Origin of the sequence: Flavobacterium panici, assembly GCF_903819335.1 — a bacterium.
Lineage (GTDB): Bacteria > Bacteroidota > Bacteroidia > Flavobacteriales > Flavobacteriaceae > Flavobacterium > Flavobacterium panici.
On the sequence record NZ_CAIJDE010000038.1, the window covers coordinates 103,590 to 121,159 of the forward strand.

Genomic DNA, 17,570 nt, shown 5'->3' on the forward strand with positions numbered 1-17,570 from the left:
AACTTGATTTAAATCCAAATTAATTAATACCACCTTTATGATTAAAAAATTCCTTTTATTATCATTAGTTGCTTCGCAGCTTATGGTTTCATGTTCAAGCGACGAAAGCAATGACGAAACTACTAAACCTGAAACAGAATTATCATTAGAAGAACAAATTGCTGCAATTGTTAAACAGCCTTATTCTAAATTAACTCCTGGTGAGCAAAAATTAAAATTAGAGGCTGAAGCTAATCAAATGCTTACTGAGCTGGACAAAACGAAAAGTTCTGGAGCTATTGAAGCATTAGAAAATTTATCAAGATTGTTAGGTGTTGATCAAATTGAGCTTTTTGATGGTAAAGATGATAATGGCATTGAAGACATTTTAACTGTTTCTGGTGTCTATGGTGTTTATACATGGAATAATACCAACGAAAAATGGGTAAAAACAGCTTCAACTACAGAGCTAAAATTTGTTTTCCCTGCTAAAGAATCTCAAACCGCAAACAATGCTGTTTTTACTTCTAAAAGTGTTTCATCTGACATAAAAGTAAAATTCGCCACTAATTATTATGACGATGAAGAAATAACTGACTATTTCTTTCTTCCACTTTCTGCTGATGCAGTTTTAACAATTGATAATGCTCAAGCGGCTGTATTTACACAAACTGCAAAATATGCAAACGGAAAAGAAATCCCTACTGATTTTGCATACAAAATGACTTTGAACGATGGTTACACTTGGGAAATGAGTGGTGTTAAAGCAGCGCAAAATACCTCAAAAGCATCTCTTACTTACAACGGAAAAACTCTAATTAACTTTAATGCAGGAAGTAACGCTGAAATTGACAAATTACTTGCTAATGAAGAACTTACTCAATATAGAGGTAAAGCAAATGGTTTATTCCAATTAATGGATAATTTCATAATTGTTGCCGATATGGATTTAGTTAGTGAAGCGGCTGATCAAGCAGCATTAGAAAAAAGCTTAGTATATCCTGCTTATCCTGACTATCAAAACCCTAAAACTGATTTTAAAGCTTATTATACAGCAAAAAATGTATATGAGAAAAAATATTCTGAAGGAAGTGCTGTCAATTTTAATAAAAATATAAAATTGGTTTTAGTTTCTAAAAAAGACGGAACTAAAATAGCAGATATTATACAACATTCTGCAGAGGATTACAGCTATTATGCTAACATACCTGTATGGACAGTTGACCAATGGAATCCTGATGGTTACTGGTCTTATAACGAAGAGTTTAAAGTACAATATTATGGTGAAGATTATTATTTAAAATTCAATGATAATACTGAAGTATCTATGAGTACTTACTTCTCTGAAGGATTTGATACTTTCCAAACTAAATTTGAAGACTTTATTAGTGCTTTTAATAAAGAAGAAAAATAGTTTTAAAAAAATGTAATTTAAAGCCGGTTTGAATATTTCAAATCGGCTTTATTTTTTTGGAGGTGTTTTAACAATTATAGTACTTTGTCCATATCCTGCCCAAATACCAATACCTCCTTTTATATTCGATTTTAAACTTGTGTTTGACGGGTAAATAGGATTTTTGCTGTTTACGATTTCGTTTTGCCAGCTGTTCCAAAAATCTAATGCTTCTTTGGTTTGAGTTCTTAGTTTTACATAAATAACGTCTCCATCGGCAAAATAAGGCGTGAATTTTGTTTTAGGGAACAACAAAACACCTCTGTTTATCTGCACAGAAACCGAAGAATTTTCGAAGTTTTTATCGTCTAAATTGCCATAAAACGAAGGCACAAAAATAGGTTCTTCACCGTCAATTTTTGTAGCGATTTGGTAATAGTTTTTTTCGGCCGGCGGATCATCAAATTTTACAAAAATATAACCTGTTGTATCTATTGCATTCTTCTTTATATATTCTGCACTTTTAAGCGGCACTGATTTTGGAATTGATGTTACAGCTTCAACAACACGATTTAGGTATTCAATTTTAATAGAATATTCTTTTCCGGCTTCTCCTTTTAATGTTGAACCGAAATACACAAATGGAGGAATTCTGTTTTTATCGTTTTTCACTCTTAAAACTTCTGAATTCTGGCCGTCAGAAATTGTGATTTTTGCAGATCGAATTACGTGATTTAAAACATTTGTAGAATCAATAACATCTGTAACCGGAATACTGCTTGACAGCAAAACATTGGCAAAATCACCTTCTTCAATCCAGCCTTCAACAACTATTTTTGATTCCAGGTTTTTTTGTTCACTAAAGTCGTCTTTTGAACAACTTGTTAGTACTAAAGCAAAAAGAAATAGTATATATTTTTTCATCTTTAAAATTTAAATCTCCAGCTAACAGAAGGAAGAATTCGGTATAAAACCTTTTTTTCCTGCTTTACCACAACTTTGCTTTTATCTTCGTTTACTTCTACATCTAAAACAACATAAACCGGGTTTGAGATATTGAATGCATTGTAAATAGAAAAGTTTAAAGCACTTTCTTTTTTCTGCGTTTTTATAAAATAATAATTGGCAGAAAGATCAGTCCTAATATAATCCGGCATTTGTGCATTATTATATCCTGAGTATTCTTTGACAGGATTATTGTTTATGAAGTACCAGGAAGTTGGCATTGTAAATCGATTTCCAGAACCGAATATTTGAGTAACCCCAAAATTCCATTTTGAGTTTAAATCATACATTCCAACAACAGAAAGATTATGGCGTCTGTCGTATTTAGCAAAATACGTTTTCCCGTTATTCAGTTCATCAAAATTTCGATCAGACCAGCTTAAGGTATAACTCAGCCAGCCCGTAAATTTTCCGTTGCTTTTTTTGAGCATCATTTCAAATCCGTACGCTTTTCCTTCACCTACATACAAATCATTTTTGAGCGTTGTGATTTCATTAAACTGCGTTATTCCATACGGATATTCCAGCAGGTTTTTCATCGAACGATAAAATCCGCCAAATGAAGAAGAAAAATTTCTGGTAATATTTTGATTGGAACCAATAGCAAATTCATTAGACGATTGCGGTTTTATTCCATCAGAACTCGCAATCCAAAAATCTGTTGGAATACCCACGCTTGAAGTTGTAATCAAACTCAAATATTGATATTGTCTATTATATGAAGCATAAAATGAATATTTTTCATTCGCATAATAATTCAGCACAGCGCGCGGTTGAAAATGCAAATACGAGTCTGATCCCGAAGTATAATAATTAATTCGAAGTCCTAAATCGGCCGTTACATTTTCAAATAACTTAGGTTTTGCGTTTACAAAAATCGCTGCTTCATTGGCATTAATTATTCTCTGCGAATAATTATCAAGCGTTGTCAGGTTTTCTACATTCACTTTTTGAGGCTGCAAATTATGATAAACATATTGCAATCCTGATTCAAATGGAATATTATGAATTGAAAATCTAACTGAATTTGTAAACCCAAAATCTTTCACAAAAGAAGAAACTCCAAATTGAATTGTTGCCTGTTCCATACTTAAATCATTAGAATAATGACTAAAATAAACGGAATTAGACATGCTTACTTTTGGAGAAAATGTTGTGGTTAAAGATGGGGAAACTGTAAAGTTGCTCCATTTTAATTTCGTTCGCAGTGCCAAATTCTCATCTTTTATTTTCAATTCGTCTCCACTAAAAAAAGCGTCTAATGAAAACAGATTCTTTTTAGATATTTGGGATAAAAAAGTAAAATTCGCATCAGAAAAACCATATTTCATATCCTGAACATCATTGCTATCCGAACCAGATTTTAATATTGGGCCTACAACTTCATCAATATAGGTTTTTCTTCCGGAAATATAAAATCCTGTTTTATCATTAAGAGGAACTGCCAATGTTACTTGCGAAGCCAAAATTCCGGCATTTCCCTGAATCGAAAACTCTGATGGTAATTTTTTATTGGTATTTAAAACTGTTGTCGAACTTAATCGTCCGCCATATTTTGCATTCGAACTTGATTTATCAAATTCTACATCCTTAATATGATCTGCGTTGTAAAAAGGAAAAATCCCTAATAAATGAGACATTCCATAAATGGGCGCTTCATTATATAAGATGGCATTATGGCCGGGATCACCACCGCGCACGTACAAATAACCGTTTGCATCTCCTGAATTTTGTACTCCCGGTGTCAATTGCAAAAGTTTTATAATATCTGTAGTTCCTAAAAGTGTTGGAACACCGTTTAATTCTTTTAAATTAAAAGAAAGTTTACCTCCGGATAAAGTTTTGATTCCGCTTTTCTTATCATTCGAAATAATCACTTCTTTTAAAAGCGAAATATCTTTTTCTAAAACAATAGAAAGTATGGTATCTTTTTGAAGATTGCAATAAATAGTTTTTGGTATAAAATCTAAATGGTTAATTTTTAGAACCAAATTACCTGAAGGAATACTTTCTGAAAAATTACCCAAAGTATCTGTAATAGTATGCAGCTGTTTTTTATTTATTTCGAAAGAAATATTGGCACCAATTAAATTTTGGTTTTCGGATGATTTTACATTTCCTGATATCCTAACATTTGACTGTGCAAAAAGATTAGAAAAGGAAAATAATAAAAAAAGGATAATAGATTTCGACACTTAATTTTAATAAGAAAAGTGCGAAAATAAACAATTATAACCCAATTACTCAGGTTATAATTGTTTTAATTTTAATCTTATTTCAATTTATTCAAATACATATTCACAACATTATCCAAACCAAGATAAAGTGCTTCTGAAATTAAAGCGTGACCAATAGAAACCTCTAATAATCCCGGAATATTTTGTTTGAAGAACTGAATATTGTCTAAACTCAAATCATGTCCGGCATTAATTCCTAGACCTAATTCGTTTGCTAATTCTGCAGCTTTCACATACGGATCGATTCCGTTTTTGTTTCCTAAATCATACTGATGTGCAAAAGCTTCTGTATATAATTCGATTCTGTCCGTTCCTGTTTTTTTAGCTCCTTCGATAATTTCTAAAACCGGATCAACAAAAATCGATGTTCTGATCCCGTTTCTTTGAAATTCCTGAATAACTTCGGTTAAATAATCTTGATTTTTAATGGTATCCCAGCCTGCAGAAGAAGTAATAGCACCAATTGCATCTGGAACTAAAGTAACCTGATCTGGTTTGCATTCTAAAACTAAATCAATAAAATTATGCTGCGGATTTCCTTCAATATTATATTCGGTAGTAACAATTGCTTTTAAATCGCGCGCATCCTGATAGCGAATATGACGCTCGTCCGGACGTGGATGAATAGTAATTCCCTGCCCTCCAAAACGCTGAATATCGACAGCAACTTTTAATAAATCAGGTACATTTCCGCCTCTTGCATTTCGTAACGTTGCAATTTTATTGATATTAACACTTAACTTTGTCATATAAATAGATAATTAATTCAAGTAACACTATATTTGTTACGACAAAAATACAAAGTAAAACGCAGCAGTTTTTGGTATTTTTTGATTATTTTGCATCAAATATCTTCGATTGATTTATGACAGAAATTACAAACTATATCACAAATGATTTCAGAGCGATTGATAGTCAGGAAACGATAGCCTCGATTCAGGACTTTTTTATCGATGTAAATTTTTCTCATTTCCCGATTTTAGAAGATGGGATTTTCATTGGAAGTATTTCTTCTGATGATGTAGAAACGTTTGATACCGATAAAAAAGCTATTGACTACAAATACACTTTAGAACGCTTTTTTGCCAGAAAATCAATGATCTGGCTGGATGTTCTGGAAGTCTTTGCAAAAAATCACACTAATATTATTCCAATTCTTGATGAGAATAATAGCTATATAGGCTACTATGAAATGGAAGATATTATGAAGTTTTTTCAGGAAACGCCATTTTTAAAGGAACAAGGAGGAATTATTATTGTTCAAAAAGGACTGCTGGATTATTCAATGAGCGAAGTAACGCAAATTGTAGAAAGTAATAACGGTAAAATTTTGGGCTGTTTTGTTTCTGAAGCCGATGTAGAAAATGTACAGATTACCATAAAAATAGGTTTGGGAGCGATGAACGAAATTATTCAGACGTATAGAAGATATGGTTATGAAATTATTTCAGAACATCAGGAAGACACCTATATTAATAGTTTAAAAGAACGTTCTGATTATTTAGACAAGTATCTTAATATTTAAATTAGAAAATGTTCTCAACTAATAAATTATCAAATTAACACATTTCCTCATTATCTAATTAAGAAGAATGAAAATAGCCATTTACGGACAATATTATCAAAACAGTACCGAACCTATTATAAAAGACATTTTCTCGTTTTTCAATTCTAATAATGTAGAAATGGTAATTGAGGAAAATTTTCTGGACATGCTTTACGATAAGCAGCTTGTAAAAAAGGAGTATAAAACTTTTTCTCCAAGTACTACTTTAGATAATAGTTTTGAAATGCTGATTAGTATTGGCGGCGATGGAACGATTTTGAGAGCGGCGGCTTTTGTTCGTAATTCAGGTATTCCTTTATTAGGTATAAATGCAGGAAGATTAGGGTTTCTTGCAAAAGTTCAAAAAGAAAACATTGACAGTTTACTGCAATATGTTATCGATCAAAACTACACAACTTCTGAAAGAACTTTACTGGGCATATCCTGCGAACCTAAAAATGATGCATTCGCAGAACTTAATTTTGCAATGAACGAGGTTACTGTCAGCAGAAAAGATACGACTTCGATGATTACTGTTGACACTTATCTAAACAATGAATATTTAAATTCTTACTGGGCAGATGGTTTGATTATTTCTACTCCAACAGGTTCTACAGGATATTCATTAAGCTGCGGAGGACCTATTTTAACTCCAGATGTAAAAAGTTTAGTAATTACGCCAATTGCTCCTCATAATTTAACCGCCAGACCACTTGTTATTCCTGACGATACAGAAATCACTTTACGCGTAACAGGAAGAGAAGACCAATATTTGGTTTCCTTAGATTCCAGAATTTCTTCGGTAAAAAACGAATCAGTTCTTAAGATCAAAAAAACAGATTATAAAATAAAAATGATTGAAATACCGGGCGAAACTTTCTTAAAAACCTTAAGAAACAAACTGCTTTGGGGAGAGGACAAGAGAAATTAATCTCTTTTCTCCTTCATCACTATACGATAATACCACATTTTCTCGTTCTGCATATTGCGAATCATCATTAAATTGCTCAAAATCATAATGTAAATTGAAAAAAAAGCACATTTATCTAAAGGAACTTTGATTCGTATTGATAATTATTATATTTGCACGCAATTTTGAATTAAATGAAGAAAATTTTTAATTTATTGTTATGTTTTTTCCCTTTTATTACACTTAATGCTCAAATCAATGAGCTTGGTGTGTTTGTTGGCGGAAGTAACTTTGTTGGTGACGTTGGAAGTACAACTTACATTAACCCAAATAAACCGGCTTTTGGTATTTTGTACAAATGGAACAAAAGTCCAAGACACTCCTATCGTTTCTCTTATACACAGTCTAATATTCTTGGAAATGATGCTGATTCAGACGAAACGAGCCGCAGCAACAGAGGATATCGTTTTGAAAACGAGGTAAAAGAATTTTCTGCTGGTTTAGAATTTAATTTTTTCGATTTTAATCTTCATGATTATCACACAAAAATTACTCCTTATATATATTCAGGTTTAAGCTTTTTTATTTATGATGGCTTATATCGAAATATCAACAGCATTAGTACAACGCAAAAGATCAATTCAAATTCATTTGCTATACCTATAACACTCGGAATTAAATCAAATGTAACTCCACATTTTGTTATAGGTGCCGAAGTTGGCGCACGATATACTTTTACCGACAATATTGACGGCAGTAATCCTGATACCAGCAATACAAACATTTTAAAATTCGGAAATTTAAATAATAATGACTGGTATGTCTTTTCAGGTATTACTTTAACTTATACCTTTGGACAAAAACCTTGCTACTGCGCAGAATAATAAAAATGAATTTACTAGACTCTATAGATCAATCAAACTTACCAAAACATCTGGCCATTATTATGGACGGAAACGGGCGCTGGGCTAAACAACAAGGCTTTTTAAGAGCTTTTGGACATGAAAACGGCACCAAATCTGTAAAAAAAACAATTACAACTTGTGCCAAACTAGGTATTGAGTACCTAACGCTGTATGCTTTTTCTACAGAAAACTGGAATCGTCCTAAACTGGAAGTTGAGGCATTAATGAAAATATTGATCAATTCCTTAAAAAAAGAGCTAGTTACACTTCAAGAAAACAATATCAGACTTAATGCTATTGGAAATCTTGATAAATTGCCAAAATCGGCACAAAAGGAACTTTTAGACGTAATTGAGAAGACCAAAAACAATACCAGACTAACGTTAACCCTTGCTTTAAGCTATGGTTCCAGAGAGGAATTGGTAAATGCTGTTAGAGTGATTAGTGATAAAGTTAAAAATAATATAATTTCAATAGACACTATTGACGATTCAATTATAAATGAGCATCTTTACACGCAAAATTTACCTGACGTAGATTTATTAATACGAACAAGTGGAGAACATAGAATAAGTAATTTTCTGTTGTGGCAGATTGCCTATGCTGAATTATATTTTACTAATGTCTTGTGGCCAGACTTTAAAGATCAAGATTTATATGAGGCTATTATTAGTTATCAAAAAAGAGAACGTAGATTTGGAAAAACCAGTGAACAAATTAAATAATTTTTTAGTGTTACAAAAAAGAATACCACAAATAATCTGTACCCTTTTACTATTGGGTAGTTTTTCACAAGTTAAAGCTCAAGATAGAGTTCCTTTTGACCAAGGAAAAAAATATATTCTGGCTAAAGTTTCTGTTGTTGGTAAAATAAGCTTCAATGAGCAGACTGTTGTTACTTTCTCAGGCCTTCAAGTGGGGCATGAAATAACAGTTCCGGGTGAAGAAATCACGGGCGCTATCAAAAAATTAGGTAAACTAGGTCTTTTCGACGAAATCTCTTTTTATATTAATAAGGTTCAAAACGACAGTATTTATTTAGATTTAAATATTGTTGAACTTCCAAAATTAAATGAAGTTAAAATCACCGGCGTTAAGAAAAGTAAAGTCGAAGGATTAATTAAGGACAACAATTTAACTAAAAATAAAATTGTAAACGAAAACTTAATTACAACTACTAAAAATTACATCGAAAACAAGTATAAAAAAGACGGCTTTTACAATACAAAAGTTACCATTACTACTACTCCCGACAGTACTGCCGGAAATCAGGTAAACATGCTAGTGAGGGTAGATAAAGGAGATAAAGTTAAAATAAGCAGTATTGATTTCATTGGAAACAAACAGCTTACCGATACAAAATTAAGAGCTGCGATGAAAGATACGAAACAAAAAAATCTGCTTCGTGTTTTTAAAGCGTCTAAATTTATCCCTGAAAAATATAAAACTGACTTAGAAAAAGTTATAGCTGCTTACAAAGAAAAAGGATATCGTGATGCACGTATTATTTATGACTCTGTTACTTATAACAAAGACAAAAATATGCTTGCTATAAAAATTAATGTAGAAGAAGGAAACAAATATTACTTCGGAAATATTAAGTTTTTAGGAAATACCGTTTATTCAGATCAGCAGTTAAACCGTTATTTAGGGATCAAAAAAGGAGAAACTTATAATGGTGTTTTATTAGAAAAAAGAATCGCTGATAACACAAAACCTGACGGGGAAGATATCACGAACTTATACCAAAACAACGGTTATTTATTCTCTAAAATTAATGCTGTAGAGGTAAAAACTGTAAATGATACAATTGATTTTGAGATTAGAATTACAGAAGGTCCTATCGCCTATTTCAATAAAATCTATGTTACTGGAAATGACAAAACAAATGACCACGTTATTTACCGTGAGTTAAGAACTAAGCCAGGAAACAAGTACAGCAAAGAAGAATTAGTTAGAACTATTCGTGAGATTGGTCAATTAGGATTCTTTGATCCGGAGGCTATTAAACCAGAATTTAGAAACGTTGATCCTGCTGCAGGAACAGTTGATATTGAATACCAATTAGTAGAAAAAGGATCCAGCCAGGTTGAACTTCAAGGAGGTTACGGCGGAGGAGGTTTTATTGGAACTTTAGGTTTATCTTTCAACAACTTCTCGGCTAGAAAATTATTTGATAAAGATGCTTACAAACCGCTTCCTATGGGAGACGGACAAAAAGTAGCACTTCGTTTACAAGGAAGTACTTATTTCCAAACGTACAGTTTATCATTCTCTGAACCATGGTTTGGAGGTAAAAAACCAGTACAGTTTAGTTCATCAATTTCATACAGTAAACAGTTCAATAACAATTATGTAACCAGAACTGTAGATAAAAGCCAAAGTTTTAATATTTTTACTGTTCAAGTTGGTTTAGCGAAACGTTTAACGGTGCCGGATGATTATTTCGTTCTTTCACAATCTGTAAGTTATCAGCATTATGACTTAAACAATTACTATACAGGATTGTTTACATTTGGTAACGGAGCATCTAGAAACCTTGCTTATACAATAGGAATCTCAAGAAGTAATAAAGGGGTTAACCCAATATTCCCAACTTATGGTTCTGAATTTAGCATCTCTGCAAAAGTTACGCCTCCATACTCATTATTTAATGGGGTTAATTACGGAGATTTAGGAAATCAAAAAGAATATAAAGCACAATACACAGGCGAAAACAAATCTGACGACTTTGGCCAGCCTCTTAACAAAGGAGATTATTACAAAACCGATAGTTCAGGAAAAATATCAAGCGTTGGATCAGATTATGCAAGCGCAGATACTGATGCTGCAAAGGTCGATCAAAAGAAATATAACTGGTTAGAATACTATAAAGTAAAATTTAAAGCAGACTGGTATACTAAAGTGTATGGAAAATTAGTTTTAAGAACATTAACAGAATTTGGTTTCTTAGGAGCTTATGATCAATCAAGAGGAGTTGTTCCGTTTGAGCGTTTCTATTTAGGAGGAGATGGAATGGCAAACTATTCAATGGACGGTAGAGAAACAATACAATTAAGAGGTTATCCGAACAACTCGCTGACACCTGTTAATTCATTGGGACAACAGATTGGAGCTACTGTGTATAACAAATTCTCGATGGAATTACGTTATCCTATTACACTAAAATCGTCTGCATCGATTTATGCATTGACGTTTTTAGAAGCAGGTTCATCATATCCATCGTTTAAAGATTACAATCCGTTTGATTTAAATCGTTCTGCTGGTGCTGGTTTACGTGTATTCATGCCTGCATTTGGATTATTAGGAATTGATTTCGGTTACGGTTTTGATGCTCTTCCAGGGTCTGTTACAAACAAGGCAAATGGATGGGAAACACATTTTATTATTGGTCAACAGTTTTAGTGCGGGTTTTAGTACAAATTTTAATACCTTTGGCTAAAAATTCAAAATAAAGTAATGTTATGAAACAACGGTTTTTATTTATATTTTTAGTCTTGATTGCAGTAAATACAATTCAGGGTCAAGGTAAAACGACTAGAATCGGTTACATTGATATGGAATATATTTTGGAAAATGTTTCTGATTACAAAGAAGCAAAATCACAATTAGAGCTAAAAGCTCAAAAGTGGAAGCAAGAAATAGAAGCCAAAAAATTAAACATCAATACGCTTAAAGAAAATCTTAAGGCGGAAAAAGCTTTATTGACTAAAGAATTAATTGATGAAAGAGAAACTGAAATAAAATTTCAGGAAAACGAAATGCTGGAGTATCAGCAAAAACAATTTGGTGCTGATGGAAATTTAATGAGACAGAAATCAGCTTTAGCAAAGCCAATTCAGGATCAGGTTTTTACAGCTGTTCAAGATATTGCCGAAGCTAAAAATTATGATTTCATTTTTGATAAATCGTCAGATTTGACAATGCTTTTTAGCAATAAAAGATTCGATATTAGTGATCAGGTACTGCGTATTTTAAACAGAACTGATAAAAGAGAACAATTGACTAAAAAACAATTGAAAGATCAGGAAGCTAAGGAAAGTAAAGAAAATGCAATTGATGAAAATCCGGCAATGGCAGATCGTCAAAAAGCATTAGATGAAAAGAGAACTGCAAGAGAAAAACTGATTGAAGACAGAAGACTGGAGCAGGAAGCTAAGAAAAAAGAATACGACGACAGAAGAAAAGCAATTCAGGCAGAACGAGAAGCTAAAAAAAATGGCACGGTTTCTGAACCAGCAAAAACAACCGAGGCAGCAAAAACAACTGAAACGGCTAAACCTGGAGAAACAGCTAAACCTGCGACAACAACTACTGAGCCTGCGACAACAACTACTGAGCCTGCGACAACAGAACCTGCAGTAGATAAAGCGGCAGAAAGACAAAAACTTTACGAACAGCGTAAAAAAGAATTAGAAGAGAGAAGAAAAAAAATACTCGAAGAACGAGAAGCGGCTAAAAAAGCAAAAGAGGCCGAAACACAAAAAACAAATACGACCAATAATTAATTAATTTTTTAAAATGATGAAACAAATCAAAACTTTACTAATTGCTGCAATACTTATTTTAGGAGCAAGTAATACAATGAACGCACAGGCGAAGGTTGCCCATGTTGATGTTAGCGAGATTATGTCGAAAATGCCTGCTATGCTAGATGCTCAAAATCAACTGCAAAAATTAAGTGGGACATATGATGCTGAATACAAAAAAATGGTTGACGAATACCAAACAAAAATCAAAAAGTATGAAGCTGAAGCAGCAACTGTAACTGAGGCTGTAAACGGTGATCGTTCTAAAGAAGTTCAGGATATGCAAAAAAGAATTGTTGACTACAGAGACAATGCTCAAAAAGAACTTCAACAAAAAGAAACTGATATCGTAAAACCTTTAATGGAAAAAGTAAGAGCTTCTATCCAAAAAGTTGGTAAAGCTAAAGGTTTCCAATATGTTTTAGATGGTTCTACTCTTCTATTAGCTGATGGTCCAAACATTACTGCTGACGTGAAAAAAGACTTAGGATTCTAATAAACGAATTCCTTTAATTAAACTGCTTAAATTTTAAAAATTTAAGCAGTTTTTTTTTACATTTATTTAAAATTAAAATCCATTAATATTTCCAGATTTCTACTAAATTGGAATATATTTTTATTTCAAAAAATACTAATTTTGTATTATGACAAACAATAATCCTATAGGCGTTTTCGACTCTGGTATTGGAGGAACTTCAATCTGGAAAGAAATTCACGATTTACTTCCAAACGAAAAAACAATTTATTTAGCCGATAGCAAAAATGCTCCCTACGGTCAAAAAACAAAAGAAGAGATTGTTGCCTTAAGTAAAAAAAATGTAGAGTTTTTACTTGAAAATAATTGCAAATTAATTGTCGTAGCATGCAACACTGCAACAACAAATGCAATTTGGGAACTTCGTAATGATTATGATATACCGTTTATAGGAATTGAACCTGCAATAAAACCTGCTGCCAATAATTCTAAAACGCAGGTTATTGGAATCCTGGCTACAAAAGGAACCTTAAACAGTGAACTGTTTAATAAAACTGCAGAGATGTTTCAGCATACTACAATTATTGAGCAGGTTGGTTACGGTCTGGTTAAATTAATTGAAGATGGCAATTTATATTCTCCAGAAATGACTCAATTATTAGAGGAATATTTACAGCCTATGATCGATGCTAATATTGATTATCTTGTTTTAGGCTGCAGCCATTATCCTTATTTAATTCCGCAGATTAAAAAGATACTTCCGGATCACATTCAAATCATAGATTCTGGAGAGGCAGTAGCAAGACAAACACAAAATATTTTGCGTGAAAAAGTCGGTTTTACTGACACTCCAAAAAGTGAACCTATATTTTATGTCAATTCAAATCCAGCGGTTTTAAAATCTATTTTAGAAGATAAATATCCGGTAATTGAAAAAGACTTTTAATTAATCAAACTTTCGTTTCACAAACCAAATTCCATCTAAAGATAAATTAAGGGTTATCTTATGATAATTTTCTTTAATAAGATTTTCTGATATCCTGCCTCTTTGACCATAGGAATATGAAATATTTAGGGACGAAGAGGTATTTTCGATTGGCAGATTAACTCCCACAGAAATTGAGGCGTTGTTAACTCTTTTTCCGTCAACTTCAAGATAACCGGTATCAAAATTTGCTCCCGCAGAATAGGTTATCCTATCCCAATATTTACGAATATTTCTATTAGCATTGAAGTACGAAAATCCAAGGGCAAATCTGTCCTGATTTACAAAATCTCCATAAAGATCAGACTGCCTGGTATCATTCCACAAACTTTTTTCGTAATCTAACGTCATGTTCAAAACATTCTTAAATCGCTTGCTGATCCCTACTCCTATTTCTAAAGGCATATAATAATCATCCACATCCGAAGCTGTTTCAGACTCAATAACATTAACAACTCCATCTGCAGATGTTTGAACAGATTGAACTTTTGAGCCTTTAATTTGTGCCGGAAGTTTAAAAGTTGTTCCAATTGTCAATGTGGAATCTATTTTATACTGCGTTCCTAAAGTAGCACGAAATCCGCTGTAATCTGTTTTTTTATGAACATTAGTAATTGAATTCAAAATAGTAAAGGTGCGGTCGTCTGTAATATTTCCAAATAACAAAGCGGCAGTAGCTCCAACAGTCAGCTTTTTACCAAAACGATATCCATAGGAAAAATCAAAATCATTTAATCCTCCTGAACCAGCTGCAGACAAATTATACGATTCCTTACTATCTGCAATAGGCAGTAAAAGATTTGAAATTTTATACGTAGAACTCGAATACGGTTTAAGTGCAATACTAAAACCTGAATTCTTAGTTACGGGAAAAGCAAAAGCTAAATGAGAAAACTGAAAGTTATTTCGCTTCTCGGTTTTGGATTTACTTTGGTATGTTGTTCCAATAGCTTTTCCGCCCACATCAAGCATAAAATGATTTAAAGGCATAAACCCTAAAGACGCCGGATTTAGATTATTAATAAAACCTTCTGAAGGCAAAGCGATTCCGGAAGATCCAATTGATGAAATCGCACCAAAATCGGCATCATACACACTTCCTAAACCATACAATGAATAGGGCGAACTCGAAATACTTTGAGAAAATGAAGTCAGCGCCATTAAAATGAAGCAGCTTACAAAAATTATTTTCTTTTTCATTTAATAGGAGAGGTAATAAATTTTTATTAGAATTTTATTTTCGGGATGTTTTTGATCTCCTAAAACAAGTCTGTTAACTGATTTAGAAATTCCGGGCAATGTTAATATCAGGGATGATCTTGAATCTGACGCTTTCAGCATTTCCTTTTGTAAAAAACTGCCCAGCGGAATGGTATAACCTATATTTTCATTAAACTCATCACTTTTCTGGCTCAAAGTTCCATAAACTGCCGCTCCTGCAGCATTAAGCAAACTGCCGCTAATTCTGTTTAAATTATCGCCTACATATACTTTTAAAGAATCTGCCAGAGGATATTTATTAGAATACGAATTGTTTACAGGTTTTATAAACATTTGAGCGTCGACAATGGCTCCGTTACTTGAAATATTTTTAAGCTGCTTTATATTCGGAAAATCAATACGGCAGGCAACTCCGCTTCCAGACTGAATAAAACCTTGTTTATTGGTTAAGGAACTTGAAAGTTTACTGGTCGAAACGGGTAAATTTTGAATTATAGTTCCTGTTTTATCGAGCGATATAGAGTTAAATTGTGTCGCTGTATTTGACATCAAAAAATCGATAAAAAAAGAATCGGCATCTGTGTCACCCTGATATTTGGAATAATACATTCGAACTTTACTGGTAGCAGTATGAAATCCTATTACACTTGATGAATTAGAACTTGAAGGAACAAGCACTAATCCTTTTAAATATTCAGTAAGATTATCTAAACCTGTAATTTCTCTCTTTTTTATTTTTTGAAAGAGCGCTTCTCCAAAATCCTTACTCATTTTAATATTAATAGAATCTTTTTCTATTGGACGGGGTTTGTACGAAACAGTACCCAGACTTTCGTCGCTGTAGGTTAAAGTGGAGTTATTGTAAAAACTATCATCGTCTTTATTTGGCTTTACTTTTTGGGTTAATCGATGAATATCAAATTTTTGAACCTGAGTAGTATCTCCGTAATAATAGTTATCATATTTTAAAATCATGGAAATAGAATCAAAAACAAAATTTACAGTCTCAGTATCTGAACCTGAATTATTCAAGGCATAAGAACTGGCAGAAAGCTGGAAATAACTGTTTGATTTTACTTTTCCTAAAATAGGATCATCATAATTACCTATTAAAATTCGGCTTTGTCCCGAAGTAATAAGTGAATCGAAATTTATAGTTGACATTTCGACCGTAAGCGTGTCGATCATCACTACTTTATTATTTATAGCCAAATAATCTGAACCTACAACAAAATTTCCTTCATCAGTATCTGTACCGCAGGAAAATATAGTAAAAGCAAAAACTAACATTAATAAAAACTTGCCCATAATCAATTTTTTGAGCAAATATAAAATGCCGTCTTCTGTAGCACACTATAACATATACAGTCACGTGTTTTTAGACTATCAAAGGCGAAAAAACATCTACAATGGAATATCGCAAATAAATATTTCATTCGACCTTAAAAAAGGCTGTTTTGTCTATCAAAAAGAGTCATACATATATCTTCTTTTTTTTAAAACCTTCTCCAACCTACTTTTGAACCAATAAATAAGTAATGAAAATAAGGTTTATAATTTGTTCGGTTTTTTTAGTGTCATTTCTAAATATGAAAGCGCAGGAAAATTTTTCAGTACAGCTGAATTTGAAAACAGAGCCTACTAACAAAATTGATTTTACTGAAACAAGTATTGGTGTTTCGTTCAACAAAAAAATAAGTTCAAAAAGCCTGATTACAAATACGCTGGAATATTCGAATTTGAATGTAAACTATGATTTAGGTCATTATGAATCCTTTGAAGATTTTGACAAGTTACAGCAGATTAAGAACAAATTTGAATTTTCGCAGGAAATATCAAATTCGACAAAACTGAATTTTGCGGTTACGCCAACGTTCAGTTTTCAGGAAAATTTAGGTTTTTCTGATTTTACACTTTTAGGAAGTTTTGAAATAAAACAGGAATTAAGTTCAAAAATGACTTTAAGTATTGGAGCCGCAAGAACCAGCGTTTTTGGAAACCCAAAATTTCTGCCGTCAGCCTCTTTAAATTATAAAATGAATGACAACGCTAATGTGCTGATTGGTTTTCCGGATTCAAGGATTTCGTATTCGAATAACATACGCAACAAGTTTAGTTTAAGTAACAGCTTCAACGGAAGTTTTTACAATTTAAATATTCAGAATGAAATAGATAAAAATGCGGCAAAAGCAACTTTATCACAAATGACAACCTCATTTGAATATGAGAGAAATGTCGATAAAAACTGGTTTTTAAATTTTAAAGCCGGATATGATTTTGACAAAAAATACAAATTAACCGATGGTGATAATCATACTCTTTATGATTTCAACATAAGCAACGGATACATTTTAGGAATTGGGATCAAATACAAACAATAAATAA

The 17,570-nt window shown here is 32.4% G+C and carries 15 protein-coding genes; 10 read left to right on the plus strand and 5 right to left on the minus strand.

Annotated elements, in window-relative coordinates:
• Window positions 1-37: 37 nt before the first annotated feature.
• Window positions 38-1,393 (plus strand): hypothetical protein, encoded by a 1,356-nt coding sequence (locus FLAPXU55_RS09765; RefSeq protein WP_180857504.1) that lies wholly within the window; start codon window positions 38-40, stop codon window positions 1,391-1,393.
• Between the two features lie 48 nt (window positions 1,394-1,441).
• On the opposite strand, the gene FLAPXU55_RS09770 is transcribed toward FLAPXU55_RS09765, so the two are convergent.
• From FLAPXU55_RS09770 to FLAPXU55_RS09780, 3 genes are all read right to left on the minus strand, one after another.
• Window positions 1,442-2,296: a DUF4249 domain-containing protein gene (locus FLAPXU55_RS09770; RefSeq protein ID WP_180857505.1), complete on the minus strand. Its 855-nt coding sequence runs from the start codon at window positions 2,294-2,296 to the stop codon at window positions 1,442-1,444.
• A 2-nt stretch (window positions 2,297-2,298) separates the two neighbouring features.
• Window positions 2,299-4,572, minus strand: a complete 2,274-nt coding sequence (locus tag FLAPXU55_RS09775) for a TonB-dependent receptor (protein ID WP_180857506.1) — start codon at window positions 4,570-4,572, stop codon at window positions 2,299-2,301.
• 77 nt (window positions 4,573-4,649) lie between these two features.
• On the minus strand, window positions 4,650-5,363 hold the full coding sequence (locus tag FLAPXU55_RS09780; protein WP_053471624.1) for a pyridoxine 5'-phosphate synthase: 714 nt from the start codon (window positions 5,361-5,363) through the stop codon (window positions 4,650-4,652).
• Window positions 5,364-5,479: 116 nt separating this feature from the next.
• Here FLAPXU55_RS09780 and FLAPXU55_RS09785 point away from each other — a divergent pair, with 116 nt between their 5' ends.
• The 8 genes from FLAPXU55_RS09785 (at window position 5,480) to murI (ending at window position 13,925) form a co-directional block, all read left to right on the plus strand.
• Window positions 5,480-6,139, plus strand: a complete 660-nt coding sequence (locus FLAPXU55_RS09785) for a CBS domain-containing protein (RefSeq protein WP_053471625.1) — start codon at window positions 5,480-5,482, stop codon at window positions 6,137-6,139.
• A 67-nt stretch (window positions 6,140-6,206) separates the two neighbouring features.
• Entirely contained in the window at window positions 6,207-7,091 is an 885-nt protein-coding gene (locus tag FLAPXU55_RS09790; RefSeq protein WP_053471626.1) for an NAD kinase, read from the plus strand.
• 173 nt (window positions 7,092-7,264) lie between these two features.
• On the plus strand, window positions 7,265-7,954 hold the full coding sequence (gene porG, locus FLAPXU55_RS09795) for a type IX secretion system protein PorG (RefSeq protein ID WP_053471627.1): 690 nt from the start codon (window positions 7,265-7,267) through the stop codon (window positions 7,952-7,954).
• Window positions 7,955-7,959: 5 nt separating this feature from the next.
• Window positions 7,960-8,700 carry an isoprenyl transferase gene (locus tag FLAPXU55_RS09800; RefSeq protein WP_053471628.1) on the plus strand — a complete coding sequence of 247 codons (741 nt, stop codon included), beginning with the start codon at window positions 7,960-7,962 and terminating at the stop codon, window positions 8,698-8,700.
• On the plus strand, window positions 8,633-11,380 hold the full coding sequence (bamA, locus tag FLAPXU55_RS09805) for an outer membrane protein assembly factor BamA (RefSeq protein WP_053471629.1): 2,748 nt from the start codon (window positions 8,633-8,635) through the stop codon (window positions 11,378-11,380). Before FLAPXU55_RS09800 ends, bamA begins: the two co-directional genes overlap by 68 nt.
• Window positions 11,381-11,439: 59 nt before the next feature.
• Window positions 11,440-12,483, plus strand: coding sequence for an OmpH family outer membrane protein (locus FLAPXU55_RS09810; RefSeq protein WP_180857507.1), 1,044 nt, complete (start codon window positions 11,440-11,442; stop codon window positions 12,481-12,483).
• Between the two features lie 13 nt (window positions 12,484-12,496).
• The gene (locus FLAPXU55_RS09815) at window positions 12,497-13,000 is read left to right on the plus strand and encodes an OmpH family outer membrane protein (protein WP_177178064.1); all 504 of its coding nucleotides are present in this window, start codon (window positions 12,497-12,499) and stop codon (window positions 12,998-13,000) included.
• 148 nt (window positions 13,001-13,148) lie between these two features.
• Window positions 13,149-13,925 carry a glutamate racemase gene (murI, locus tag FLAPXU55_RS09820; protein ID WP_053471631.1) on the plus strand — a complete coding sequence of 259 codons (777 nt, stop codon included), beginning with the start codon at window positions 13,149-13,151 and terminating at the stop codon, window positions 13,923-13,925.
• On the opposite strand, the gene FLAPXU55_RS09825 is transcribed toward murI, so the two are convergent.
• Together FLAPXU55_RS09825 and FLAPXU55_RS09830 are read right to left on the minus strand one after the other, a co-directional pair.
• Window positions 13,926-15,164, minus strand: coding sequence for an aromatic hydrocarbon degradation protein (locus FLAPXU55_RS09825; protein ID WP_180857508.1), 1,239 nt, complete (start codon window positions 15,162-15,164; stop codon window positions 13,926-13,928).
• A complete protein-coding gene (locus FLAPXU55_RS09830; RefSeq protein WP_180857509.1) occupies window positions 15,165-16,493 on the minus strand; it encodes a DUF4270 family protein in 1,329 nt (442 codons plus the stop codon).
• A 281-nt stretch (window positions 16,494-16,774) separates the two neighbouring features.
• Between FLAPXU55_RS09830 and FLAPXU55_RS09835 the strand changes: the two genes are divergently transcribed.
• The gene (locus FLAPXU55_RS09835) at window positions 16,775-17,566 is read left to right on the plus strand and encodes a DUF6268 family outer membrane beta-barrel protein (protein WP_235992019.1); all 792 of its coding nucleotides are present in this window, start codon (window positions 16,775-16,777) and stop codon (window positions 17,564-17,566) included.
• The last annotated feature ends 4 nt before the right edge of the window (window positions 17,567-17,570 follow it).

Coding starts and splice junctions, on each gene's coding strand:
- bamA (WP_053471629.1), top strand. CDS start 8,633: ATGAGGCTATTATTAGTTATCAAAAAAGAGAACGTAGATTTGGAAAAA.
- FLAPXU55_RS09825 (WP_180857508.1), bottom strand. CDS start 15,164: ATGAAAAAGAAAATAATTTTTGTAAGCTGCTTCATTTTAATGGCGCTG.
- FLAPXU55_RS09835 (WP_235992019.1), top strand. CDS start 16,775: ATGAAAGCGCAGGAAAATTTTTCAGTACAGCTGAATTTGAAAACAGAG.
- FLAPXU55_RS09800 (WP_053471628.1), top strand. CDS start 7,960: ATGAATTTACTAGACTCTATAGATCAATCAAACTTACCAAAACATCTG.
- murI (WP_053471631.1), top strand. CDS start 13,149: ATGACAAACAATAATCCTATAGGCGTTTTCGACTCTGGTATTGGAGGA.
- FLAPXU55_RS09765 (WP_180857504.1), top strand. CDS start 38: ATGATTAAAAAATTCCTTTTATTATCATTAGTTGCTTCGCAGCTTATG.
- FLAPXU55_RS09770 (WP_180857505.1), bottom strand. CDS start 2,296: ATGAAAAAATATATACTATTTCTTTTTGCTTTAGTACTAACAAGTTGT.
- FLAPXU55_RS09785 (WP_053471625.1), top strand. CDS start 5,480: ATGACAGAAATTACAAACTATATCACAAATGATTTCAGAGCGATTGAT.
- porG (WP_053471627.1), top strand. CDS start 7,265: ATGAAGAAAATTTTTAATTTATTGTTATGTTTTTTCCCTTTTATTACA.
- FLAPXU55_RS09830 (WP_180857509.1), bottom strand. CDS start 16,493: ATGGGCAAGTTTTTATTAATGTTAGTTTTTGCTTTTACTATATTTTCC.
- FLAPXU55_RS09810 (WP_180857507.1), top strand. CDS start 11,440: ATGAAACAACGGTTTTTATTTATATTTTTAGTCTTGATTGCAGTAAAT.
- FLAPXU55_RS09780 (WP_053471624.1), bottom strand. CDS start 5,363: ATGACAAAGTTAAGTGTTAATATCAATAAAATTGCAACGTTACGAAAT.
- FLAPXU55_RS09815 (WP_177178064.1), top strand. CDS start 12,497: ATGATGAAACAAATCAAAACTTTACTAATTGCTGCAATACTTATTTTA.
- FLAPXU55_RS09790 (WP_053471626.1), top strand. CDS start 6,207: ATGAAAATAGCCATTTACGGACAATATTATCAAAACAGTACCGAACCT.